The 25774-nt window shown below is 50.1% G+C and carries 19 protein-coding genes; 14 read left to right on the top strand and 5 right to left on the bottom strand.

All coding sequences use genetic code 11. The annotated features are described in order from the left end of the window. Positions 1 to 126: 126 nt before the first annotated feature. Complete coding sequence (gene fumC, locus K300_RS0112950; RefSeq protein ID WP_022852102.1) at positions 127 to 1518, top strand: class II fumarate hydratase; 1392 nt, start codon at positions 127 to 129, stop codon at positions 1516 to 1518. Positions 1519 to 1751: 233 nt separating this feature from the next. Here fumC and K300_RS0112945 read toward each other — a convergent pair whose 3' ends face one another. The 3 genes from K300_RS0112945 to K300_RS15705 form a co-directional block, all read right to left on the bottom strand. After that, entirely contained in the window at positions 1752 to 2111 is a 360-nt protein-coding gene (locus K300_RS0112945) for a response regulator (RefSeq protein WP_022852101.1), read from the bottom strand. A 117-nt stretch (positions 2112 to 2228) separates the two neighbouring features. Beyond that, entirely contained in the window at positions 2229 to 4424 is a 2196-nt protein-coding gene (locus tag K300_RS0112940) for a S8 family serine peptidase (RefSeq protein WP_022852100.1), read from the bottom strand. A 58-nt stretch (positions 4425 to 4482) separates the two neighbouring features. Further along, complete coding sequence (locus tag K300_RS15705; protein WP_022852099.1) at positions 4483 to 4875, bottom strand: helix-turn-helix domain-containing protein; 393 nt, start codon at positions 4873 to 4875, stop codon at positions 4483 to 4485. 104 nt (positions 4876 to 4979) lie between these two features. On the opposite strand from K300_RS15705, the gene K300_RS0112930 reads away from it, so the two are divergent. The 12 genes from K300_RS0112930 to K300_RS0112875 all read left to right on the top strand — a co-directional run bounded on the left by K300_RS0112930 (position 4980) and on the right by K300_RS0112875 (position 19131). Next, positions 4980 to 5237 (top strand): helix-turn-helix domain-containing protein, encoded by a 258-nt coding sequence (locus tag K300_RS0112930; protein ID WP_022852098.1) that lies wholly within the window; start codon positions 4980 to 4982, stop codon positions 5235 to 5237. 88 nt (positions 5238 to 5325) lie between these two features. Further along, the gene (locus K300_RS0112925; RefSeq protein ID WP_026836456.1) at positions 5326 to 5604 is read left to right on the top strand and encodes a helix-turn-helix domain-containing protein; all 279 of its coding nucleotides are present in this window, start codon (positions 5326 to 5328) and stop codon (positions 5602 to 5604) included. Between the two features lie 370 nt (positions 5605 to 5974). After that, positions 5975 to 8530: a bifunctional aconitate hydratase 2/2-methylisocitrate dehydratase gene (acnB, locus tag K300_RS0112920; RefSeq protein WP_022852097.1), complete on the top strand. Its 2556-nt coding sequence runs from the start codon at positions 5975 to 5977 to the stop codon at positions 8528 to 8530. Between the two features lie 563 nt (positions 8531 to 9093). After that, entirely contained in the window at positions 9094 to 11325 is a 2232-nt protein-coding gene (locus K300_RS0112915; RefSeq protein WP_022852096.1) for an NADP-dependent isocitrate dehydrogenase, read from the top strand. Positions 11326 to 11411: 86 nt separating this feature from the next. After that, a complete protein-coding gene (gene mdh / locus K300_RS0112910; RefSeq protein ID WP_022852095.1) occupies positions 11412 to 12386 on the top strand; it encodes a malate dehydrogenase in 975 nt (324 codons plus the stop codon). Positions 12387 to 12501: 115 nt separating this feature from the next. Continuing rightward, positions 12502 to 13698, top strand: coding sequence for an ADP-forming succinate--CoA ligase subunit beta (sucC, locus tag K300_RS0112905; RefSeq protein WP_022852094.1), 1197 nt, complete (start codon positions 12502 to 12504; stop codon positions 13696 to 13698). A 4-nt stretch (positions 13699 to 13702) separates the two neighbouring features. Further along, the gene (sucD, locus tag K300_RS0112900; protein WP_022852093.1) at positions 13703 to 14584 is read left to right on the top strand and encodes a succinate--CoA ligase subunit alpha; all 882 of its coding nucleotides are present in this window, start codon (positions 13703 to 13705) and stop codon (positions 14582 to 14584) included. Between the two features lie 68 nt (positions 14585 to 14652). Further along, positions 14653 to 14853, top strand: a complete 201-nt coding sequence (locus K300_RS0112895; RefSeq protein ID WP_022852092.1) for a 4Fe-4S dicluster domain-containing protein — start codon at positions 14653 to 14655, stop codon at positions 14851 to 14853. 9 nt (positions 14854 to 14862) lie between these two features. Then, the gene (locus K300_RS0112890) at positions 14863 to 15999 is read left to right on the top strand and encodes a 2-oxoacid:acceptor oxidoreductase subunit alpha (protein ID WP_022852091.1); all 1137 of its coding nucleotides are present in this window, start codon (positions 14863 to 14865) and stop codon (positions 15997 to 15999) included. Then, positions 15999 to 16805 carry a 2-oxoacid:ferredoxin oxidoreductase subunit beta gene (locus tag K300_RS0112885; RefSeq protein WP_022852090.1) on the top strand — a complete coding sequence of 269 codons (807 nt, stop codon included), beginning with the start codon at positions 15999 to 16001 and terminating at the stop codon, positions 16803 to 16805. The genes K300_RS0112890 and K300_RS0112885 overlap by 1 nt, the downstream gene beginning before the upstream one ends. Positions 16806 to 16813: 8 nt before the next feature. Then, positions 16814 to 17356 carry a 2-oxoacid:acceptor oxidoreductase family protein gene (locus tag K300_RS0112880; protein ID WP_022852089.1) on the top strand — a complete coding sequence of 181 codons (543 nt, stop codon included), beginning with the start codon at positions 16814 to 16816 and terminating at the stop codon, positions 17354 to 17356. A gap of 167 nt (positions 17357 to 17523) precedes the next feature. Further along, on the top strand, positions 17524 to 19131 hold the full coding sequence (locus K300_RS0112875; RefSeq protein ID WP_022852088.1) for a PAS domain-containing sensor histidine kinase: 1608 nt from the start codon (positions 17524 to 17526) through the stop codon (positions 19129 to 19131). Here K300_RS0112875 and K300_RS16435 read toward each other — a convergent pair. Then, positions 19128 to 20210 (bottom strand): Fic family protein, encoded by a 1083-nt coding sequence (locus tag K300_RS16435; RefSeq protein ID WP_022852087.1) that lies wholly within the window; start codon positions 20208 to 20210, stop codon positions 19128 to 19130. The genes K300_RS0112875 and K300_RS16435 overlap by 4 nt on opposite strands. Positions 20211 to 20575: 365 nt before the next feature. On the opposite strand from K300_RS16435, the gene K300_RS15695 reads away from it, so the two are divergent. Next, positions 20576 to 22375: a DEAD/DEAH box helicase gene (locus tag K300_RS15695; protein ID WP_022852086.1), complete on the top strand. Its 1800-nt coding sequence runs from the start codon at positions 20576 to 20578 to the stop codon at positions 22373 to 22375. On the opposite strand, the gene K300_RS0112860 is transcribed toward K300_RS15695, so the two are convergent. Beyond that, positions 22365 to 25712, bottom strand: a complete 3348-nt coding sequence (locus K300_RS0112860) for an AAA family ATPase (protein WP_022852085.1) — start codon at positions 25710 to 25712, stop codon at positions 22365 to 22367. The genes K300_RS15695 and K300_RS0112860 overlap by 11 nt on opposite strands. Positions 25713 to 25774 lie beyond the last annotated feature (62 nt).

Below are 25774 nucleotides of genomic sequence, written 5' to 3'. Positions count from 1 at the left end.
CGGGGTTGAACGACGGTTTATTTTGGACCATTATAAATAAGAGTAATATTGACCTAATAGCCTGTTAATAGGAACACAGGCATGTTACAATGTTTTAAGAATCTATGAACATCTATGGAGGTATACATGAAAACGAGGATTGAGAAGGACACGATGGGTGAGATAGAGGTTCCCGAATCGAGCTATTGGGGGGCCCAGACCCAGAGAAGCCTTCAGAATTTCCGTATAGGCTGGGAGAAGATGCCCATCAGGCTTATCTACGCCTTTGCCGTTCTCAAGCGTTCCGCCGCTGTTGTTAATAACCAGCTGGGAAAGCTGGATGATGATAAGAAGAACGCCATCGTACAGGCTTGCGATGAGATAACTTCGGGTAAGATGGATGAACAGTTCCCCCTCTCCGTATGGCAGACTGGAAGCGGCACACAGTCGAACATGAACATGAATGAGGTTGTCGCAAACCGTGCCACAGAGATCCTCGGCGGTGACTTCAAGAGTGAGAAGCTTGTTCACCCCAACGATCATGTGAACATGTCCCAAAGCTCCAACGACACCTTTCCCACAGCTATGCACATCGCCGCTGTCTCCGAGGTGGAGGATGTTCTGCTCCCCTCTATAAAGAGACTGCGTGATATGCTCGATGAAAAGGCGAAGGAATTCGAGAGTGTTGTTAAGATAGGGCGTACCCATCTTCAGGATGCTACTCCCCTTACGTTGGGACAGGAGTTCAGCGGCTATGTCGCCATGCTCGATACGGACTATGACCAGATCGAAAAAAGCCTTGAAAGGGTGCGTGAGCTGGCCCTCGGAGGTACAGCCGTGGGGACTGGTATAAACGCCCACCCGAAGATGGGCGTGATGTCCGCAGAGGAGATCTCTGACCATACAGGAAAAAGATTTGTTACGGCTCCGAACAAGTTCCAGTCGCTCACTTCCCACGACGCCCTAGTATATTCCAGTGGTGCGCTTAAGGCTTTGGCGGCTGATATGATGAAGATCGCAAACGATATACGTTGGCTCGCCTCCGGCCCCAGATGCGGCATAGGTGAGCTTACTATACCCGCAAACGAACCGGGTAGCTCTATCATGCCGGGTAAGGTGAATCCCACACAGGCGGAGGCGGTTACCATGGTCTCCTGCCAGGTTATGGGTAACGATGCGGCCATAGGTTTTGCCGCCTCCCAGGGTAATTTTGAACTGAACGTATTCAAGCCGGTTATAATATACAACTACCTCCAGTCCGTTAAGCTTCTGGCGGACTCTATGGACTCCTTCGGGCAGAACTGCGCAGAGGGTATTGAGGCGAATAAGGATATAATCGCTAAATATCTGAAGGATTCCCTGATGCTCGTGACAGCATTGAACCCGCATATCGGCTATGAGAATGCGGCTAAGATCGCAAAAACAGCCTTCGAGGAGAACCTTACGCTTAAGGAGACCGCAGTGAAGTTGAAACTGCTTAAGGCGGAGGAATTTGACAAGCTGGTTAACCCAATGGATATGGTGGAACCGAAGGAGTAGGTAGAGAGGTAAAGGGTTAACAATATTGATAAACTTGAAATACGGCATCTGAGGTATGGATTAAGGGGGGGGGGCTCTGCCCCTCTCGTCCTTATAATGGTATAGGATATATTTCTACGGGGTTTATACCGCTTCGGATGTGTTGGATGTAAATGTAATTGATGTTCAAGCTAGGATTATAAAGTTCTGAAGATATTCAGTTTATCCAGCTTGATACGGTTTGTGGTCTTAAATCATTTAGCGCAGCGTTCTATCTTTTCGAAAAGAACATCCTTAATAACAGGCTTGACTATAGAATCACATACCTTGTACTGGCTATCTTCGTAATCATAGGCGGAGATGACGATAATAGGAACATTGCCGTTCTCTTTTCTGATCTCTGCGATCATCTCCCATCCGTCCATAACGGGCATTTGGAGATCCGTCAAAACAACATCAGGTTTATGCTGTGTGTACAGATCAAGACCTTCTTTTCCATCTTTGGCAGAGAAAACCTCGGCGACCCTTTTTTGGAGCACACGAGTAACAGCCATACGTGTGACAGATTCATCTTCTACATAAAGAACTTTGAGAGTTGAAAGCTCTGCTCCCATTATGTCTCCTTCTGAATAAGCGGTATTTCTGGAAACTTGCTTTAGTTATTTATATTATATAACTTAAATATTAGCAAGCCGGTGTATCGTTGTGGCGGAATTTGTCGTGGCAGAGAGTCAATAATTACCGGCAGTCTTTTCAAAAGTAAAGGATGAAACCGTGTTCTCAGAGCATACTCTGCTGTGTATGTTTTTCCCATGCCCTCTGAAGCTTATGGCAACACCGTACGGTATTTCGTTATCCCCTTCGTGGAAATCCCTCCGTGAAGTGCTTAGTCTCAGAATAAGTATACCTGGACACTTCTTTTTTTTAAAGCTCTGGGTGTATTTTTTCGTGGGTAGCCATTTATAAACCTCCCTGAGGGCTTCATCATCGGGCATACCGGAGATATCTTTGCCTGAGAGTATGCTCCTCCAGTTCCCTTTTTCATAAAACCCGAGTGATGCTTCGAGGTTTATGCAGGTGTAGAAATCGGGGAATTCGGGGTTTACTGGAACCTTTGACGAGAGGGTCATATCTATCCTCCCGCTAAGTTTACCGTTTTCAAGCAGTTCGGGTGGGACGGTAATGGAGCCTACTTCCATAATGCACCCCGTCTTGAGTCTGCCGCAGGTAATAAATGTGAGCGTATCCCCTCCTTCGCAGAGGAGACTGTCGCCGAAGGTTGGTATACCCCAGCCGTAATATGAGCGTGTGGCCTCTGTACAAGAATCCTGATCCTCCCCGGACGGGTACTCAGCCCTGTGGAGCAGGAGTGCTTTGACCATGTCCGTGTTCATGCCGGCGAAGAGGAGGGTGTGATAAAGTTCTGCGGCAGCTGCCGCCACAGGCGGTGATGCATGCGATGTTCCTGTATCTTCGGCTATTTCGTTGTTGATACCAATGGAGTGCACTCCTCTCGGAAGATACCTCCCGAAGCGCATCTCGTGGGTTCCTCCGTAGTAAACAAGATCCGGCTTAACAGCCATGCAGGCTCCTCTCCCCCTTCGGGTAAAGAGGGAGGGATAAAGTGCCGGAAGTATATTTGTCGATTCCTGGGTGATACTCCCCACAGTGATCCCGTGCAGGCTGTCTGCAGGCGGGGTTAACCTGTTCTCGTCCTTCAGCTCTTCCATATCCCAGCTGCGGAGTTTATGGTAGTTGCCGGTCGGTATTATGAATACCACATCGTACTTATACTGCAGGTGATCAATGAACGCTGCACACTCGCTTATGTTTCTGCCACCCGGTTCATCTGTTCCCATGGACAGGTTCCAGAACTTAACTCTATCGTTGTATTTCATTACCATGCACTCAATATACGGAGCCACATCACTGAAACATACCCTTCGCCTTGAGGTATCCGGTATGCAGTTGATATCCAGATACATTATACCGCCGAAGTTTTCACCCTTCTGTAGAAGCCTCCCCGTAACGAAGGTTCCGTGCATGTTGTTCTCCATGCCGCATTCCACAAAGCTGTGGGATGCGTATTCCCATTCCCGGAGGTAGGAGCCTGGGGCGACACCTGTATCGAACACCCCGACCACAGGGTATGTCTTCCCCTTCTCCCGCTTTACTATGCATTCCACTGGGATCTCTTCCCGTCTGAGATATTGAGGGGTGAGTGTTGTCTGCTCCTGTTCCGCTATGTTCCTAATCAGGGAATGGCTCAGGATAACATCAAGCTTATCCCTCAAGCTAGGGACCCGGCAGTATATGCTTTTGATACCGCTCCCCAGGCAGTTCAGCCGGACATCTTCCGCACCGATTTCCCCGGCAAGGAAGTCCGCCGTTTTCTCCTCCGCACCGGAGATGCTGAAGCATATGATCTTTATAAGTTCATCATCCCCTCTTTGAGCGTTATGGAGCCTGTGCAAAAAGAGTGATGAAAGCTCCCTCTTGTCTTCGGGCATGAAACCGCCGATGTCCTCGAAATGGGTTAGAGATGAATAAAAGTCGGTGTTTCTGCTGTAGCGTATCATGGAGGCGATCCTTCCTAGGTGTGCTTCATCCTCGACGGAGAAGAGTATCCTTCGAAGCCCTGCACTCCCCACAAGGCGGGCCTTTGTGGTTTTCAGGAAGGACTGACGGAGTGACTTGGCCTCAGAACCCTTTTCCAGCAGGATCTGCTCCACCACGGGGAGGCCTCTGTTGAATTTAAATGATCGATAATAATGATAACCTTTTTCAACTTTCTCAGATAGAGTTTCCCTTGATATCCTTTTGTTCAAAGCTCTGGTTTTTCCCCCTCTCCCCCTCCTGGGCAGAGGGGTACAGAATTCATCCCTGTAGGGTATGTAGTAGATGGGGTATATCTTCTCTTCGTCCATACAAAAGCACTCCGGTCACACAGGCGGATAGAGTACGCATAATATAAAAGCGGCGGGTTCAGGGTTTGGGGCTTTGTCTCTTTCCCTCTTCAAATACCTCCACAAGGGACTCCAGAACCTTTTCGATCCTTTTGATATCGTTGTAGTTCATGGCGGAAATGCGTATAAGGAGCTCTTCCCAGCCGGCGGGAACAGGTATATTCATTCCACCCATGGGCATAAGCGAGCCCTTGCTGTTCCCAAGGTAGTCCGAGATGGGGCCGTCTTCGTAGAAGTATTTAATATCAACACTGAAGTGATCTGCGAGAATCTCAAGCCTTGAGGCCTCAATGCTTCCCTTGCTTTCGTAATGGGAGACAGCCTGCTGACCAACATCGAGGATTCTGCCTATTTCTGCCTGGGATACTTTGAAATGTTTCCTTAGTTGTTTGAGTCTATCTGATAGTTCCATATGGCTACTATACATAAATAATACGTAGGTGTACAACAGGAAATATTGTTGACTATTACGCACGTAACGTGTATATACGTATTGTGTTTGTAAAGGAGGGGGATATGTCGTACAGAGAACTATCATGGGAAGAAGAAAGCATACAGGAGGAGCTGAGGAAGGTGCCTCATAATTTCCTGTCGGTGAATCAGGCGGCGGAGGTTCTTCAGGTTAATCCTCTCACCGTGAAAAGGTGGATTTGGAAGGTGGAGCTTCCCGCATGGAACACGAGGGACGACGGCAAAGGGCACTGGCGCATTGCAAAAAAGAGCCTTGAGGAGTTTGTGCAGAACCGCAATTCGATGAATATCGAGTTTAATTGAGAACTGACTAGGGTTGGATAACAAACAACTTGGTAAACAGTGTAAATGTATTTAGGCTCTCCATGAATAAATAAACAAAAGGTAGATCATGGAGAGTCTTTTTCAGGCCGTTTTTCAATCCAGCTTCATCCTTGGAATAATCCACGGCATTAACCCCTGCGGACATTCGTGGATAGTTCTTGCCCCCTTCGTAGCCGGAAACAGGAATCCCGGCAAGGTTGTCCACCACACAGCCTCGCTAATTGTGCCGGGGCTTGTTGATCGTATACCCAACGACAGCGACCGCCGGTCTATGCTCGTTAAGCTTACTCCCAGGGGGGAAGAGCTATTCGGTGAGCACCACGGTATGCACATGAAGCTGACCTAGGAACTTACCTTCGGCATGGACGAAACACAGATCGCAGAACTGCAGAAAACTCTGGAGGTGCTGGATAGCCGATTCTGAGGACATTACAGCACCCGGTACCCGCTCTTATTTGCCTCCCTGAAAATCTTATGTTTGTTAAGCTTAGAAAAATGTTCTAAAATATTTTGACAAATCCCAGCCCACTATTGTATACAGAATACAATCTAATGATTGCAGCGGGGGGATACCGTCCACCTGCTTATATCGGATATGAATCTGTTTTATAACTGCCCGTATCCGCAGTATGTGCGCATTGTTGTATGTGTTTCAGGCATATGACGGCTTCTTGCGTTCGGGCACAGAAATGATAATAACAAATAGGAGATGCTTTATGTTGCAAGAATACCTTAAGCACGCAGAAGAGAGAAAGGCGCAGGGAATCCCCCCGCTTCCGCTCTCCGCAGAGTTCACAGCAGAAGTATGCAAAATGCTTGAGAACCCGCCCAAAGGCGAGGAAGAGTTTCTCAAGGATCTTATAGTAAACCGTGTTTCCCCCGGCGTTGACCCCTCCTCCGAGGTTAAGGCGGAGTGGCTTGAGAAGGTTGCCAAGGGTGAGGCAAGCTCCCCCCTCATAGATAAAAAAGAGGCGGTTTTCCTCCTCGGCACAATGCTTGGTGGCTACAACGTTGCCCCCCTTGTGGACCTGCTTAAGGACAGCGAGCTGGGTAAGGATGCAGCAGAGGCGCTTAAGAATATTATCCTCGTATACAACGCCTTCGACGATGTTCTCGAGCTTTCCAAGACAAACGAGAACGCGAAGGCTGTTATCGAGAGCTGGGCAAACGCCGAATGGTTCACCAATAAGCCCGAATTCCCCAAAGAGTTCAAGGTTAAGGTATTCAAGGCTTCCGGCGAGACCAATACCGATGACTTCTCCCCCGCAAAGCATGCATGGAGCCGCCCCGATATCCCCCTTCACGCCCTTGCCATGGGTGAGACATCCTGGCCCGAAGGGAACGACACCATCGATAAGTTCCGTGAGGAAGGCTACGATGTAGCATTCGTTGGCGATGTTGTTGGTACGGGCTCCTCCAGAAAGTCCGCCTGCAACTCACTTATGTGGAAGATTGGACGTGACATAGACTACGTTCCTAATAAAAGAAGGGGAGGCGTTGTTATCGGAAACGTTATCGCCCCCATTTTCTTTAATACCACAGAGGACTCCGGCGGCCTTCCCATCATGTGCGATGTGGACAAGATCGATACCGGCGATGTTATCGTTATCAACACCGAGAAGGGTGAGATCAAGAGCGAGAGCGGAGAGGTTATCTCCACTTTCGAGCTTAAGCCCTCCACTATAAAGGATGAGTTCCGTGCTGGAGGACGTCTTAACCTCATAATCGGACGCCAGCTCACCAACAACGCCCGTGAGGCTCTCGGTCTCGGCGAGGCAGAGATATTCACCAAACCCGTTAACCCCGAGCCCAAGCCGAATCAGGGCTACACCCTCGGCCAGAAGATCATCGGCCGTGCCGCAGGTGTTGAAGGGGTTCTCCCAGGTACAGCATGCGAGCCGAAGATGACCACCGTGGGTTCCCAGGATACAACCGGACCGATGACGAGGGATGAGATCAAAGAGCTTGCATGCCTTGAATTCCAGGCGGATATGTTCATGCAGTCCTTCTGCCACACAGCGGCATACCCCAAGCCAGCGGATGTTACTATGCACAAGTCGCTTCCCGAGTTTATCAGTTCCCGCAAGGGTGTTGCCCTCCGCCCCGGTGATGGTGTTATCCACAGCTGGCTTAACAGGCTCCTCCTCCCCGATACACTCGGTACGGGCGGAGATTCCCATACACGTTTCCCCATGGGGCTTTCACTCCCCGCCGGCTCCGGTCTTGTGGCCTTCGCAGGCGCACTCGGCTTCATGCCCCTCGACGTTCCCGAGTCTGTACTCGTCAAGTTCAAGGGTGAGCTCAATCCCGGAATCACGCTCAGAGACGTTGTGAACGCAATACCCTACTGGGCTATCAAAGAGGGTCTTCTCACCGTTCCCAAGCAGAACAAGAAGAATATCTTCAACGGCCGTATCCTTGAGATGGAGGGTCTTCCCAATCTTACTGTGGAGCAGGCCTTCGAGCTCACCGATGCCACCGCAGAGCGCTCTGCCGCAGGTGGTACCATCAAGCTGAGCGAGGAATCCGTTGCCAGCTACCTCAAGAGCAACATCGCACTCATGAAGAAGATGATCGATGCGGGTTATCAGGATGCGGAGACCCTCAAGAAGCGTATTGAGGATGCCGAGGCGTGGCTTGCGGATCCCAAGCTCCTTGAGAGGGATGAGAACGCAGAGTACGCTGCAGTTATTGAGATAGACCTTGCGGAGATCACAGAGCCTATCCTCGCATGCCCCAACGATCCCGACGATGTCAAGCTTCTCAGCGAGCTTTCCGGCAACAAGGTCGATGAGGTGTTCATCGGTTCCTGTATGACGAACATCGGACACTTCCGTGCGGCAGGCAAGATATGGGAAGGTGAAGAGTATCCCAAAACCCAGATCTGGATAACTCCCCCTACAAGGATGGACGAGATGCAGCTTATGGAAGAGGGCTACTACAGCATCTATGCAGGTGTAGGCGCAAGGACAGAGCTCCCCGGATGTTCACTCTGCATGGGTAACCAGGGTCGTGTCCACCCGAACGCCCACGTCCTCTCCACATCTACACGTAACTTCCCCAACCGTATCGGCGACAACTCTCAGGTATACCTCGGTTCCGCCGAGCTCACTGCGGTGACAGCCCTTATGGGTCAGATGCCCACCGTTGAGGAATACTTCGAGATGGTTAAGAAGAAGATTGAGCCGAATATGGCAGAGATCTACAGGTATCTCGAATTCGACAAGCTTGAAGACTTCGAGCTTACATACATCGAAACAGTTGCATTCTAAGCCGGTATATCCCGGTTTGTATTGAATATCAAAAGCCCCGGTCTTTCGTGCCGGGGCTTTTTTGTTTTGGGTGTTTTGCAATTAACCGGTAGTATGGCAATATATGCTGATACTACAGACAGGTAGGAGAATGCCTGGGCTCCAGCGTGGTCGGTTGTTAATGAATAGAGAACTACCCTAGACCCCTCTATATAGGCTTTACCGATGATATTATTGGAAAAACGTATTAATGCAGGGGTTGACGGGGGTAAGGTAAGACCAATTGGAGGGGTTTGGGATTTAGTCCTCTTTTTTATACCGTTATATCGAAATCCCGCAGGGGTAAAAAAGTGTGTTTATCTGTTTTAAATTCTTTAGAATCAAGGATAAAAACAGCTCTTTGGCGGCTGTTATTTTTTCCTGCTATCAAAGTTCTGTAAATACTTTACATTTCCTCTTATCAAAATTTAAAAAATGTTTTATTATCGGCAACACCAATAATGCTTGACATTTTCCAGAGTATAAATATAACTGTATACAGTATACAGCTAAAGGTTATAACACGGTTTATATAAGGAGAGGACATGAGTAAAGACAAAGCTACAATCATCTGGACCGAAATCGATGAAGCGCCGGCTCTTGCCACATACGCTTTGCTTCCCAAGATCAAAGCATTCACCAAGGGTACAGGCATCGACGTGGAGACGAGAGACATTTCTCTTTCCGGACGTATCATTGCAAACCTGGGCGAGTATCTCACAGAGGATCAAAGGATTCCCGACTACCTCACTCAGCTCGGTGAACTTGCAAAGACTCCCGAAGCCAATATAATCAAGCTTCCCAACATCTCCGCTTCCATCCCCCAGCTTAAGGATGCAATCAAAGAACTTAAAGAGAAGGGTTATAAGCTCCCCGATTACCCCGATGAGCCCAAAAATGATGAAGAGAAGAAGGTTCACAGCCTTTATGCAAAGGTTCTCGGCTCCGCCGTTAACCCTGTTCTCCGTGAAGGAAACTCCGACAGAAGGGCTGCCGCAGCCGTTAAGGAGTTCGCACAGAAGAACCCCCATAGAATGATGAAAGACTGGCCCGAGAACTCCAAGACCCGTGTTGCTCACATGAACGAAGGCGACTTCTACGGCAGCGAGGTTTCCACAACGGTTCCCGCGGCAACAGATGTTAAGATAGAGTTCGTAGGTGCAGACGGTTCCAAGCAGGTTCTCAAAGAGAAGACCTCACTTCTCGCCGGCGAGGTGATTGATGCCTCCGCCATGAACGTAAAAGCTCTGCGCAAGTTCTACGAAGAGCAGATAGAAGAGGCGAAGAAGGACGGTATTCTCCTCTCACTCCACCTTAAGGCAACTATGATGAAGGTCTCCGACCCCATCATATTCGGCCACGCCGTTGAGGTTTTCCTTGAGGATGTATTCAAAAAGCACGGCGATGCCCTTAAGGAAGCGGGTGTTAACCCTAACTACGGTATCGCAGACCTTCTCACAAACCTTGACAAGCTTCCCGCCGATAAGAAGGCAGAGATAGAGAAGGATATAGAAGAGGTTTACAAGAAGCGCCCCGAGCTTGCCATGGTTGACTCAAGCAAGGGAATCACAAACCTCCACGTTCCCAACGACATCATCATCGATGCATCCATGCCCGTTGTTGTTCGTGACGGCGGAAGGATGTGGGGACCCGACGATGCCCTCCATGACACAGTAGCCATGATCCCCGACAGAAGCTATGCAACCATGTATCAGGAGATCATCGAAGACTGCCAGAAGCACGGCGCCTTCGACCCCTCCACAATGGGAAGCGTTTCCAACGTTGGTCTTATGGCTCAGAAGGCTGAGGAGTACGGCTCCCACGACAAGACCTTCGAGGCTCCCGGCAAAGGAAAGATTCAGGTTGTTGATGCCTCCGGTAAGACCCTCCTTGAGCAGTCAGTTGAGGAAGGGGATGTATTCAGAATGTCTCAGGTTAAGGATGATCCCATAAAGGACTGGGTAAAGCTTGCTGTTACCCGTGCCAAGGAATCAGGCGCACCTGCAGTGTTCTGGCTCGACAAGAACAGGGCGCATGATGCTCAGCTTATCGAGAAGGTAAACACCTATCTCAAGGACCACGACACCAGCGGTCTTGAGATAAAGATAATGGCTCCCGTGGATGCGATGAAATTCTCCCTTGAGAGAATAAGAAAGGGTGAGGACACTATCTCTGTAACCGGTAACGTTCTCAGAGACTACCTCACAGACCTCTTCCCGATACTCGAGCTTGGTACAAGCGCAAGGATGCTCTCCATCGTTCCCCTTATGAACGGCGGCGGTCTCTTCGAGACAGGCGCAGGCGGTTCCGCACCCAAGCACGTTCAGCAGCTCCTCAGGGAAGGGCACCTCAGATGGGACTCCCTCGGCGAGTACTGTGCGCTTATGGCCTCCTTCGACCATATCGCAAGCACATACGACAACGCCAAGGCTAAGGTTCTCTCCGATACACTCAACACAGCCATCGGCACATACCTTGAGAACGGAAAGGCTCCCTCCAGAAAGGTTAACGAGATCGATAACAGAGGTTCATCCTTCTACCTCGCTCTCTACTGGGCAGAGGCTCTCGCCGCTCAGGATCAGGACAGCGTGCTCAAGGAGCGCTTCGCACCTGTAGCCAAGCAGCTTAAGGACAACGAAGATAAGATTATGAAGGAGCTTGAGGATGCACAGGGTCAGCCCGTTGATGTCGGCGGATACTTCCGTCCCGATGTTGAAATGGCTTACAAAGCCATGAGACCCAGCCCCACGCTCAACGCTATAATCGACAGCATGTAATAAACGGAATATTTGTTCGAATAAACTAAGAAGCCGGCGGTCTTTATGGCTGCCGGCGCAAAATCAATACTAAAGGGAGAAAGGCTATGGAGTTCAAAAGACCTAAAATTGCTCTTATCGGCGGCGGCCAGATCGGCGGCGTACTTTCCCAGCTCTGCGCACTTCGTGAGCTCGGCGATGTAGTTATGTTTGATATCGTTGAGGACATGCCCCAGGGTAAGCAGCTTGACATTGCAGAGGCTTCCCGTGTGGACGGCTTCGATGTAGAGCTTAAGGGAACCAATGACTATGCGGATATCGAAGGTGCGGACATATGCATCGTTACCGCAGGACTTCCCAGAAAGCCCGGAATGAGCAGGGATGACCTTCTCACCACTAACTCAAACATCATCAAGGATGTTGGTGAGAACATCAAGAAATACGCTCCCAACTCTCACGTTATCGTAATCTCCAACCCCCTCGATGCCATGGTTACTCTCATGCAGAAAACCACAGGCTTCGCACCCGAGAAGGTATACGGACAGGCAGGCGTTCTTGACTCCTCCAGGTTCGCTACCTTCATAGCATGGGAGCTCGGCGTTGCTGTTAAAGACGTTAACGCAATGGTTCTCGGCGGACACGGCGATACCATGGTTCCCCTCGTACGCTACGCAAACGTAAACGGCGTTCCTGTAATGGAGCAGCTTGTTAGAAAGTACGGTGACGAGGCTAAGGCTAAGGAAGTTATGGACGCTATGGTTGAGCGCACTAAGAAGGCTGGCGGCGAAGTTGTTGCACTTCTTAAGAAAGGTTCAGCGTTCTATTCCCCCGCATCCTCCGCAATCCAGATGGCAGAGGCTGTTCTTAAGGACGAGAAGAGAGTACTTCCCGTTTGTGCCCTTCTTCAGGGTGAGTTCGGCGTGGAAAACTACTATGTAGGCGTTCCCGTGGTTCTCGGCAAGGATGGTATCGAGAAGATAGTAGAGCTTGAGCTTAACGACGAAGAGCAGGGCATGTTCGACCATTCTGTAAACGCCGTTAAGGGCCTTATCGAAGATATGGGCCGCCTCGGCTTCATGTAAGATATTAAGGTAGAGTGATTTTAAAACATGGCCCACAATTTTAAGCTTGATTGTAACTGCCCGTTGGCGTACTATTGCGAAGTTTTTTCGCTAAATAAAGCTAGGAAGGTGGGCCATGTATTTGCATGAATTTCAGGCAAAGGGACTTCTCCGCAGCTACGGCATTCCGGTGCCCGATGGCGGCGTAGCTTCCACTGCCAGCGACGCTTTACGCGTTGCAAAAGAACTTCAAGGAGACAAGTGGGTCATTAAGGCTCAGGTACACGCAGGCGGTCGTGGTAAGGCCGGTGGTGTAAAGATTGTGGACAAGTACTCCTCTGTTTACGACACATCCACCGAAATGCTCGGTATGAAGATCATAACCAAGCAGACAGGTGAAGAGGGTAAGACGGTTCGCAGGATACTTGTTGAGGAAGCGACGGACATCCGTCATGAAATATACCTGAGTTTTATGGTGGACAGAGACAGCGAGCAGCACGTTATGATCGCCAGTGCCGAAGGGGGTACGGAGATCGAAGAGCTTGCTGAGACTAATCCTGAAGCAATCATCAGCGAGAAGCTTAGCGCTGTTGTTCCCATGGGTAACTACCAGGGGCGCAAGATTGCTAAGATGCTCGGTCTTGAGGGCAAGCTTATAAACAGGTTTGCCGCTGTTGCCGCAAAGCTTCATCAGGTATTTATAGAGCAGGACTGCATGCTCCTTGAAATCAATCCCCTTGTTATCGACGGAAAGCAGAACGTCATCTGCCTTGACGCCAAAGTTTCCGTAGATGACAACGCTCTTTTCCGCCACAGTAAAGTGGAAGAGATGAAGGACTACGGCGAGATGGATCCCCAGGAAGTAAGGGCCTCCATATACGACCTGTCCTATGTCAGCATGGACGGCAACATCGGCTGCATGGTTAACGGAGCCGGACTTGCCATGGCTACCATGGACATCATCAAATTCTACGGCGGTGAGCCTGCGAACTTCCTCGATGTTGGAGGGGGTGCGGATGAAAACAAGGTAAGGGAAGCTTTTAAGATTATCCTTACCGACCCGCAGGTTAAGGTTATCCTTGTAAATATCTTTGGCGGTATCGTCCGCTGCGACCTCATTGCAAAAGGGGTTCTTAAGGCGGCCGAAGAGGTTCCCGGCGACAGACACCTTGTTGTCAGGCTCGACGGAACGAACGTTGAAGAGGGTAAAGCTCTTATCAACGAACACGCCAAGTCCTCCGGTCTGAGCGTTCACGCAGCAGACACCATGGCGGACGCAGCTGAGCTTGCGGTTAAACTCGCAAACCAGGCAGAAGATAAAGAGCAGGGGTGATCAGATGAGTATACTTGTAAACAACCGTACAAAGGTCATAGTACAGGGCCTTACAGGCAGTCAGGGTAAGTTCCACGCCGAGAAGATGAAGGAATACGGAACAAGCATCGTTGCCGGTGTTACACCGGGCAAGGGTGGTGAAGAAGTTGACGGAGTTCCGGTTTTCGATACAGTTGTTGAAGCTGTTCGTGCCACCGGCGCAAACGCCTCCATTATATACGTTCCGCCTCCAGGTGCTGCGGATGCCATCATGGAATCTGTGGACGCAAATCTCGACCTCTGTGTGTGCATTACCGAGGGGATCCCCGTTAAGGATATGCTGATGGTTAAGCGTATGATGCGCATCAGCGGTTCCAAAACGATGCTTATCGGTCCCAACTGCCCCGGTGTTATCACCCCCGGTGAGTGCAAGATGGGCATTATGCCCGGAATGATCCACACTCCCGGAACCGTAGGTATCATTTCCAAGTCCGGAACCCTTACCTACGAAGCTGTTAAGCAGGTGAGCGAGTACGGGCTCGGACAATCAACATGCGTCGGTATCGGCGGAGACCCTGTTATCGGTCTCTCGTATATCGAGCTTCTTGAGATGTTCGAAAATGATGCGCAGACGGAGCTTGTGGTTCTCATAGGCGAAATCGGCGGCCAGGCGGAAGTCAGAGCCGGCGAATGGATTAAGGAGAACTTCTCCAAGCCCGTGGTAAGCTTCATCGCAGGACAGACAGCCCCCAAAGGAAAGAGAATGGGACATGCTGGTGCCATCGTTTCCGGCGGAGACGATACTGCCGCTGCCAAGATGAAGAAGCTTGCTGAGTGCGGTGTTAATGTAGTTGAACAGCCCTCGGGAATCGGTAAAAAGGTTGCTGAGGTACTGGGCAAGATATAAGGGAATAAAGGGCCTTAAAAAGGCCCTTCCTATAAAAGGCTTAGTGAGGAATTTTAAAGGAGAGCTTAATGGGTAAAGCAGAAGACGTCAAAGTTATTGTTGAATATTGCAAAGGATGCGAGATCTGCGTAGAGCTTTGTCCTACTCAGGTTCTTGAGATGAAGGATTTCAAGGCTCATGTTGCTGATCTTGATAAATGTATCGCATGTATGATGTGCGAACTCAGGTGTCCTGATTTTGCAATCGAAGTTTATAAAAAAGGCGAATAGGAGGAATTTGTGGCTAAAGATATTAGATTCCTTCAAGGAAACGAAGCTGTTAGTGAAGGAGCCCTTTACGCCGGATGTAAGTTTTACGCCGGTTACCCCATCACACCTTCAACTGAGATAGCCGAGCACCTTTCCGGTTCACTCCCGAAAGTAGGCGGACGCTTCGTTCAGATGGAAGATGAAATTGCTGCAATGGCAGCTACAATCGGCGGTGCTATCGCCGGTCAGAAATCGATGACCGCTACCAGTGGTCCCGGTATGTCACTTAAAATGGAGAACCTCGGTTACGCATGTCTTACCGAGATTCCCTGTGTGATAGTTAACGTTATGAGAGGCGGTCCCTCAACCGGTCTTCCCACCGGCCCCGGACAGTCCGACATTATGCAGGCAAAGTGGGGAACCCACGGCGACCACCCCGCCGTAGCACTCACCCCCTCAACAGTACCCGAGCAGCTCACTGAGACTGTTAGAGCTTTCAACATCGCAGAGAAGTACAGGGTACCCGTTATCCTCCTCACCGATGAGATTATCGGACACATGAGAGAGGCTGTTGAGATGCCCGAGCCCGGCGAGCTCGAAGTTGTGGACCGTAAGGTTCCCACTTGCGACCCGAGCGAGTATCTCCCCTACAAGCCCGATGCTGATGATCTTGTACCCCCCATGGCCGCTTTCGGCTCCGAGTACAGGTATCACATCACTGGCCTTAACCACGCTGAGGACGGCTTCCCCTCAAACGACGGTAAGCTTGCTCAGGCTGATGAAATTCGTCAGCAGAAGAAGATAGATCAGGCCTATGACGATATCGTAAAGGTTGAAGAGTTCATGTGTGAAGATGCAGAGCATCTCATATTCGCCTTCGGAAGTACTGCCCGCTCCGCCAAGGAAGCTGTGCAGAAGCTCAGAGAAGAAGGTATCAAGGTTGGTCTTTTCAGACCCCTTACAATATGGCCCTTCCCCGAGAAGCACCTTGAGAAGTATGTAGGCAAGGCTAAGACTGTTGTTGTTCCCGAGATGAACCTTGGAATGGCAATCTTCGAAGTTGAGAGAGTCTTCAAGGGACAGGCAAAGATCGAAGGCTTCAACAAGATCGACTCCGAGCCTATCAACCCCATCGAAATCATGGAAACAGTAAGGAGGGTCAAGTAATGGCTTTCGATTACAGCGCATATCTCAGAGACGGAAAGATCCCCCACATCTGGTGCCCCGGATGCGGTTACGGAATAATCCTGAAGTCATTCATTCGTGCCATCGACAAGCTCGGCTGGAACAAGAATGAAATAGTTGTAACCTCCGGAATCGGCTGTGCAAGCCGTCTTCCCGGTTATGTTGACTTCAACACTCTTCATACAACACACGGCCGTTCACTCGGGTTTGCCACAGGCGTTAAGCTTGCCAACCCCAACCTTAAGGTAATCGGCCTCGGCGGTGACGGCGATATGACAGCTATCGGCGGTAACCACTTCATACACGCATGCAGAAGAAACATCGACATCACCTGCCTCGTGTTCAACAACTACATCTACGGTATGACCGGTGGACAGTACTCACCCACAACGCCTAAGAACGCTAAGGCGACTACTGTTCCCTACGGTAACGCAGATAACCAGTTCGACATTTCCTCCCTCGCCATCGGCGCTGGAGCTACATTTGTTGCCAGAACCACTACCTACCACGCAGTTCCCATGGAGAAACTCATCATGCAGGCTCTCCAGCACAAGGGATTCAGCGTTGTGGAAATCATGGCCGGATGCCCCACAGGATACGGACGTAAGAACAAGCAGGGCTCCCCTGCAAACATGATCCAGTGGCAGAAGGATATGTCCGTACCCGTTGCTAAGGCTAAGGACATGACTCCTGAAGAAATGGGTGACAAGTTCGCAGTGGGCGTTCTTCATCAGGAAGAGAAGACAGAGTACGTTGAAGCCTACGATGCGCAAGTCGGCTTGAGTTGAGGTGAATAATGGCGAGAAATGAGATAAGACTTAGCGGCTCCGGCGGACAGGGTATGATCACCGCCGGAATCATTCTAGCAATGGCTGCTTCCGTTCACGAAGGCAAGCAGGCAATTCAGTCTCAGTCCTACGGACCCGAGGCTAGAGGCGGCGCTTCCAAGGCAGAGGTTATCATCAGCGATGAAGCTATCTACTACCCCAAGGTAATGGCTCCCGATGTACTCGTTGCCCTTACCCAGGAAGCTGCAGAGAAATACTCCAAGGATCTTAAAGAGGGCGGAATCCTCATACTTGACGAGCTTATGGTTAAGCAGGCTCCTCCCGGAAACTTTAAGGTTTACACCATGGATATAATCAGAACTGCCGCCGATAAGGTGGGCAAGGCTATGGTTGCAAACGTTGTGACACTCGGCGCTCTTAACACTCTCTGCGAGTTTGTTCAGCCCGAAAGCCTTGAAAAAGCAGTTCTCAGCCGTGTTCCCAAGGGAACCGAGGATCTTAACAAGAGAGCCCTCGAAGCCGGCGCAGAGCTTGCAAAAGCTTATAAGTAAAAAATCAACCCTCACAGGTTTTTTGAAGCCCGTCTCTTTTGAGGCGGGCTTTTTTTTTGCACAAATGCGCATTGTCTTGCGATTACCCTTCTCGCAATGTAAAATTTATATGTGAGAATTAACACACATCTATATTTGATTAATTCTTGAATTAGTGAGGCCGTCCCGTGAATGAATGTCTTCCTGCACTTATGGATAAACTTGAAGAGGGTGTGATTGTATATCGTGAAAGGATCGTTTATGCAAACAGGGCCGCATGCGAAATTTCCGGCTATACTGCCGATGAGCTTGCTTTGAAGCCTGTTATCGACCTCGTTTCTTCCGAGCACAAAGATATTGCCGCAGAAGCTTTCGAAAGGCGGCTTAAGGGTGACAGCTTCACAGAGAATTACGATTGCCTCAGAATAACCACCTCCAGAGGCGAGTTTCGTATCGTTAAGGCTTACTCATGCCCTATCGAATACAAAGGCAAGCCCGCCGGGATGGTTTCCTTTCGGGATATTACGAAAGAGGTGGAGCGGGAGAAGGAGCTTGAGGATACCAGAGATCTTTTCGAGATCCTTACAAATAACTCCTACTCAGCTATATACATCTATACCGACACGTATATCTTCGCAAACCCAGAGTATCTGGAGATAACTGGCTACACCCTTGAAGAGCTTAAGAAGCTTGCCCCCTACGACCTGATCCACGAATCACAGAGGGATGAGGTCAGAATAAATGTCAGGAAACGACTGAACGGGGAGAGGTTCTCCCAGAAATATCATGAGCGACATCTTATACGTAAGGACGGTAAAGAGCGGATCGTCAGGGTAGCAACAAACACCATTAAGTATAAGGGTGAGTATGCCGGGCTTGGTTCCGCCATTGATATTACAGACCTCGTGGAGCTACAGAATCATCTTGAGGAAAGGGTTCACGAGGAGAGCCGCAAGAGGCTTAAGCAGGAACAGCTGATGATCCAGCAGTCCAAGCTTGCTGAACTTGGGGAGATGCTTGGCTCCATCTCACATCAGTGGAAACAGCCCTTGAATGCCCTTGGTATGATGATTCAGGATCTTCAGGTAACCGGTGAAGAGAGCAGTGAGTTAGACCGTGATTATCTCGACTGGATATGCACCAATTCCCTCGAGCAGATAAGCTATATGAACGATACGATCACCGATTTCAATAACTTTCTGCGCCCCAGCAAAACCCCCTCGAGCTTCAGCATGGAGGATGCTCTCTGGCCGACCATAAAGATATTCCAGCCACAGGCGAGGAAATCCAATATAAAGCTTAATATCAGATGCACTGTGGGTAACCATGACGAAAACATCGAATCAAAGGACCATGGCCTTGATTATCTCCTTAACGCTAGTGATCTTGAGATAGACTGTTCAAAATGCATCAGCAGAAACCTCAGGCTTTTCGGATACCGCAACGAGTTTATGCAGGTCCTTTTGAATATATTCAATAACGCAAGAGAAGCCGTTTCAGAACGCTTTAGAAACAGCCCCGGAAGTGGTGAGATACTTGTGAATATTTCTATAAACGAAGATTTTGCGCATATGGAGATAGCGGACAACGGGGGTGGCATCCCCGAAGATAAGCTGGATAAGGTATTTGACCCCTTCTACACCACAAAGGAGAACGGGACGGGCTTCGGGTTGTACATGGTCAAAAGCATAGTTGAAAACAATATGGGCGGAAGCCTTGAGGTCTCAAACAGAGGGAAAGGGGCTGTGTTCTCGCTCAGCGTTCCCCTCGCCAATCATGTGGTTGCCTCCACTTAGGGCTTAGGAAGCTCCGTATTAAGGCAGACGTGCCCGTTTTCATCGATCTTCAGCAGTCCTTTCCCAGAGAGTTTCTCTGCGGTTTTTCTTCTGCTTTCGCTGAGGGTAATAAGGCAGAAGTCATCCGCTCTGCCCGTAGTGCAGACAGAGGAGAGGAGCCCAGTAATGAATGAGTATTCTTCTGAATCTATCTTCCCTTCGGATTTTAGGTATTCCCAGTAGTCATTAAGAGCAAGCTTGCGCAGTCCCGCCAGAAGGAAGTCATACATCATTCGCAGAGATCGATTTGCACCCTCCAGAACAAAGGAGAGGAACGGGGTCATATCGAAGCCGCCCGAACGTTCCGCCATAATGAATGAATGGAAGTATTCCTTACGGTTCTCAAGGTAGTAAATAGGCATGAGCCTGCAGAGGTATCGATACCCTGCCTTCTTGAGTATTGCGCCTTCGACCCCCCTTGCCGTTCTTCCGTTTCCATCGCCGAAGGGGTGGATCATGCTGATGTGGTAATGCGCCGCTGCAGCACGCAGAACAGGGTGAAGCTCCTTTATCTCAGGGCTGTTAAACCATGAAGTAAGGCCACGCATAAGTTCGGGTATGTTCGATTTAGGTGGTTCGAAGTGTTTAAAGTCCGCAGGTTTAGTCCGGTAGCATCCCGGTATGTTCCCCTCCCTGCGCACATCGAAGGTTATATGGGTGTGCAGGCGTTTAATGAACTCTTCGCTTATCTCAAAGGGTTCGCTGGAGGGTATTATGGAGTCGATGAGGTTGTATACTATGCGCATGTTCCCCAGCGTCTTCTCCCGCACAGGCTTATGGTAGCTTTCCTGGAGGATTTTGAGCAGGGAGAGTGCCTCCTCTTCGCCGAGGTTCTCTTCTTCTATGGCGATATTGGAGTAAACGCACCGGTTAAGCACCTCCTCCATGAAGCCGTATGCCCCGGGAACTACAGGCAGACCGTTTACCGTCTCATAGCGTGCATCAAGCTCTGCCAGAAGAGGCTTTATTGCCACCGGATCGTAGCGGCAGCTGAGGGAGACATTCTCGTAGTCTTTAGTGAGTATCTTTTTTATCATCATCACAACCTCACCGATATTATATTATAATCTTAACTAAGAGGGAAGGATAAGGGGCCAAAACAGCTATAAATGGCTTAAAAGGACCATCTCGCTCTTGACTTTCCTGAGATTAGGAATAAGGTATAAATGTTGAATAAAAATAAACGGCTGAAGTAAACATGGAGTTCTTCGACATTTCTCATGCTCCCCGTAAGATTGATGACAGCACCGTCATTTCTAATCAGTTACAGGAATATTGATAAATTGTTATACCATAATGGGGAAGGATTGCCCTTTTAGGTTATAATTACGATTATTATGAAATATATAATTAAAGAAGTTTTCCATATATAAACTCAAGAGCCACACCAGGAAAGGAGTTCTAATTGTTACGCAAACTTAAGAAGAAGATATTCAAGAATCAAGACGGGAAGGACAAGGTTGTTATTAAGGAGATAACGCCTGAAAGGCCTGAGCAGAGCGGGGGCGTAAGTAAGCCCAGACCCGTTGTAACACCCGATTCAGAGAAGAAGCAGGCTGATAAGCCCGGTTCAGCACCCAGAAACAACCAGAGAAACAAACCGGCAAGGAAAAGAAGCGACTCACCTAACCAGCCGCAGAATAAGCCAAAACAGGATGAAAACGCACCGAGGCAGTCGCAGGATAAGCCCTCCGGCGATTCAGGCAAAGGTGAGAGCAAGCCTAAGGGTAATGCACCCCAGAGGAAGAAACCCTCACCAAGGAAGCCTTCCAGGGAAAGAACAAGAACAGCTCCCCCCAAGTCCAAAGAGGTAAAGATTGCCAAACCCGTTGAGAAGAAGGACTTCGGACCATGGGATCCTTCGGAGTTTGTTGTGGAGCCCAAAGAGGGTGAAACAAGGTTTCATGATCTCAACCTTCCCGTTCCCCTTCTGCGTGCCATTGCAGATATTGGTTTCAAATACTGCACACCCATTCAGGCGGAGATCCTCCCAGAGGCATTCAAAGGTAACGATGTAACAGGAAAGGCGCAGACAGGAACGGGGAAGACAGCCGCATTCCTGCTCACGGCCATGAAACATATACTCGAAAACCCCATAGAGGGTAAACGCAGAAAGGGCACACCCCGTGTTCTTGTTATGGCTCCCACCAGAGAGCTTGTTATGCAGATCGAAAAGGACGCTGTCAACCTCGGCAAGTACACCGACATCGAGACTCTGAGTGTCTTCGGTGGTATGGGATACGAGAAGCAGAAGCGGACTCTCGCCGAGAAGAATGTCGATATTGTAATTGCCACCCCTGGAAGACTCCTTGACTTCAAGCACAACAAAAACGTATTTCTCGGCAGTCTGGACATGGTTATCATCGATGAGGCGGACAGGATGCTCGATATGGGCTTTATCCCTGATATCCGTAAGATCATGAACTCAACTCCCCCCAAGGAGGAGCGGCAGACCATGCTCTTCAGCGCAACACTGAACCAGCAGGTTACCGAGCTCGCCTCACGCTGGACCAAAAACCAGTTCAAGGTGGAGATAGAGCCGGAGAACGTAACGAGTGAACAGATCGAACAGCGTGCCTACGTTATCTCCAGTGATGAGAAGTTTAAGCTTCTCTATAATATGATTACCCAGCAGGATCTTAAGAGTCTAATCGTATTCACCAACCGAAGGGACCAGACACGCAAGCTGAGCGAGAAGCTTACACGCTATAACATAAGCTGTAACATGCTTTCGGGTGATGTTAGTCAGTCCAAGCGTATCAAGACCCTTGAGAGTTTCCGTTCGGGTGAGACCAGGGTTCTGGTGGCCACCGATGTAGCCGCAAGGGGTATCCACGTGGACGGCGTTTCCCACGTGTTCAACTATAACCTCCCCGATGATGCGGACAGCTATGTTCACCGTATCGGTCGAACCGGAAGGGCAGGAGCAAAGGGTGTTTCCGTTATCTTCGCATGCGAGGAGGAATCCCTTCTGATACCCCAGATAGAGGAACACACCGGCGTTAAGCTCAACTATATATACCCCGAGGGTGAGCTTATGCAGGATCTCCCCGAACCCACAGGCCCCAAGCCCGAAAGACAGCCCAGAGGGGGCAGACCCGGAGGCTCAAACAACAGGCGCAGAAAGCCGGACGGAAGAAGAAGCGGAAGCAGGCAGAGCGGCAGGTCTGGAGGAAAGCCGGGTGGGAACAAGCCTAAAGCTTAAGGTCGCTGAGTGAGACGGAGAGCATCCGGGAAACACCGGGCTCGTGCATGGTGACGCCGTAGAGAGAGTCTGCGGCGCCCATAGTCTTTTGGCTGTGGGTTATTATAACAAACTGGGTGTCCGCCGAAAGCGTGCGGACAATCTTTAGAAATTTATCAATATTAGCCTCGTCCAGAGGCGCATCTATCTCATCAAGAAAACAGAACGGTGTGGGACGATACAGGAACAGGGCGAAGAGAAGGGTACATGCACTCATCGCCTTTTCCCCTCCGGACAGAAGGTTCATGTTCTGCAGGTTCTTGCCTGGGGGCTGGACGAAGATCTCGATACCGCTGTTGAGCAGGTCATCCGGATCGCTGAGACGCAGCTCCGCCCTCCCTTCACCGAAGAGTATTCCGAACACCTTCTTGAAATTCTCCTTAACCCCTTCGAAGGTATCCTTGAAGAGCATTACGGTGCTGTCGTCGATTTCCCCTATAAGCTCATGAATGCTTGATATGGCGTCCTCAAGATCCTTACGCTGGTCGCTCAGGAACTCATTTCGGGTGCAGACTTCGTCGTATTCCTGTTCTGCGGCCATATTGAGAGGCCCGAGACCCTCAATCTGACCGGCGATATTGTCCAGCTCGGATTTTGCCTTGTTTGGCTGGAAACCTTCTATATCGAGCTCTTCTTCTGTTATATCTGTTTCGAATCTTTCCAGATAGTTCTCTGCGATATTGTCCATATCCGATGAAATGCGCTCACGCTTCATCTCGGTTTCGGAGGTTGCGGACTTCTCCTTCTCAACCTCCGCCTGAACACGCTCGATCTCAATGCGTAGTGCGGAAAGTTCCTTCTCCACTTCGGCAACCTCTTTATCTGCGTTGAGCGCCTTGGAGCGGATCTCGTTCTGCTTTTTCATCAGTGCGGCGTATTCATCCTTCTTTGATTCAAGGCGGTCTTTGAAATTGACGATATCCACCGTGAGGAGCTTGGAGAGCCTGTTTTTTGCATCGGCGAGGTGGCGTGTGGTTTCGGAGATCTCCCTGTCTATATAATGGAGCTCCCTGCCGGAGGCGTTCAGCTTCTCAGCTATCCCCCTTTCTTCGATCTTGAGTGAACCCATGTCGTCCCGGGCGTCCTCGTAGAGGGCTGTTATATCCCCAAGGCGATCCTCAAGGGCGGACTTTTCGTCCTCCTTCTCCCGCTGTTCGGCGGCTTTTTCCTCACGGTCGAGCTTAATGGAGGCGAGTTCCTCCTCGATCTTCTCAAGCTCCTTGAGGGCAAGCTCCATCTCTTTCTCGATAACCTCGCCCCGGCGGCTGAGCTTCTCCTTCACAGCCCTTGCCTCTTCAAGCTGGTGTTTTGTGGTGCGCACATCAAGCTCAAGGGCACTTTTGCGTTCCTCAAGCTCCTCGAGTTTACCTGTGAGCTCCTCGGCATTCATGGAGGCATCATCGTATTCAGCTTCGGCGCTTTGCAGGGTTCCCTCTGCGTTCTTAAGCCTCTCCTCGGTTTCTGCGAGTTTGTTTCTAAGCCCCATGATAACGAAGGAACGGTCATCGGAACCTATCTTTCTGTAAAGACTGCCAATTTTTTCGATATTATCATCGATTCTAGGGCGTGAGAGTAATTCCTCTATGAGACTTTCCGCCTCGCTTTCGAAGGTGAAGCGGAGTGATCCCTCCATCTCTTTTATGGTGGCAACGGCTCTTCCTTTGTCTCTATCACTGTATACGAGGATATCTGCAAGGTGAGCAGGGGCGTTTTCCCCCATCCTGTCTATGAGCAGTGTGGATTCGATGTTTTTCAGGTACTCACCAGAATCACCCACGGCGGCGCTGGAGATCTGGGATGTAAGCATATCCCTGCGGTCGCTTAGAGAGCCCGCTTCACGTCTTGCACTCTCCAGCTTCTCTCTGGCTTCGCTCTCAGCATCCCTTGCCTCATGGAGTTCATCACGTACATCCTCGGTCATGGTGCTGACGGCATCCAGATCGGTGCTGAGGCCGGAGTATTTCTCCTCAAGCTCCTCTGCGTGCTTAACGGCGTTCTCTGTCTCGTTTTCGAGCTCGTCCTTTTCGAGGGTGAAGCGTTTCTTATCCGCCTCAAGGCGGTTTGCCGTGGTTTCTTTCTCGAAAACTTTGTTGGAGAGGGATGTAAGCTCCTGGGTGAGGCGGAGATAGTCCGAATCGACCTCGCTTATCTCCTCGTTGAGATCCTCCCGCATACGAGAGTATTCCTCTATCTGTTCCTGAAGCTCATCAATCTTTTCACCGAGCTCCCGCTTCTCACCCTCCGCCTTTTCCTTCTCCTCAAGGGTGCTCACACGCCTTTCGGTGAACTCACGGAGCTTGCGCTCCATATCTTCAATCTCATGGTGGAGGCGCTCACGGGTTTTCTCCGCCGTTGATATCTCGTTTTCAAGGATCTTTATATCGCCGGAGAGTGAGGCGATGGAATCCCCCATGGAGAGCATCTGGTCGTTCATCTCACGGTAGTCGCCGCGGAGTTTTGAAAGCTCCTTCTCCTTCTCTGTTTCCTGCTTTGTGAGGGATTCGAACTTGGAGATAATTCCGGACATGGCGAGGCGAGCTTCGTTTATCTCATCGAGCAGTCTGGCGGATTCTTCCTTGAGGCGGCTGTACTTATAGTATAGTGACTTCTTTTCAAGGTCGGTTTTCTTTTCCGCAAGCTCTCGGAAACGCTTAACCTGCTCCACCTGCTTGGAGAGGGCTTCCATGTGGGAGCGTATCTCGCTGATTATGTCATTAACACGACCAAGGTTGTCCCTCGTCTGCCCGAGCCTGCGCTCCGCCTCTTTCTTGCGTTCCTTGAAGCGGACCACTCCGGCGGTTTCCTCAAAGAAAACACGGAGCTCTTCGGGGGTGGACTGGATAATCTTGTCCACCTTGCCCTGCTCGATTATGGATATGCTTCGGGGGCCTATGCCTGTGTCGTAGAAGATTTCCCGTATATCCTTGAGGCGGCATTTCCGGTTGTTTATCCGGTATTCCCTTTCGCCGGAGCGGTAGAATTTACGGGTTATCGTAACCTCGGAGAGGGTCCCCCATTTGGATGTTACGCTTTCGGGCAGGTCAGTTACCGTAAGGGATACCTCGGCGAAGCCGGAGGTTTTGCGCTTCTTCGAACCGGAGAATATTATATCCTCCATATCGTTCCCCCGCAGTTCCTTGGGGCTCTGTTCGCCGAATACCCAGCGCAGGGCGTCCATGATGTTGCTCTTGCCGGAGCCATTCGGTCCTACGACGCAGGTGATCCCGTCCGGGAATTCCACGGCTGTTTTGTCCACAAAGGATTTGAATCCCTGAAGCTGAAGGCTTTTGAAACGCATGGGTTATTTTATGCCACTTGGAGAAAAAGTTAAATCATTTTTTTAGCGAAAAAAGGGGGCTG

The sequence above is a fragment of the Limisalsivibrio acetivorans genome, from assembly GCF_000421105.1.
Taxonomy (GTDB): Bacteria; Chrysiogenota; Deferribacteres; order Deferribacterales; family Geovibrionaceae; genus Limisalsivibrio; species Limisalsivibrio acetivorans.
Note: the sequence above shows the minus strand (reverse complement) of the source record. Positions and strands in the feature narration are given on the sequence as shown.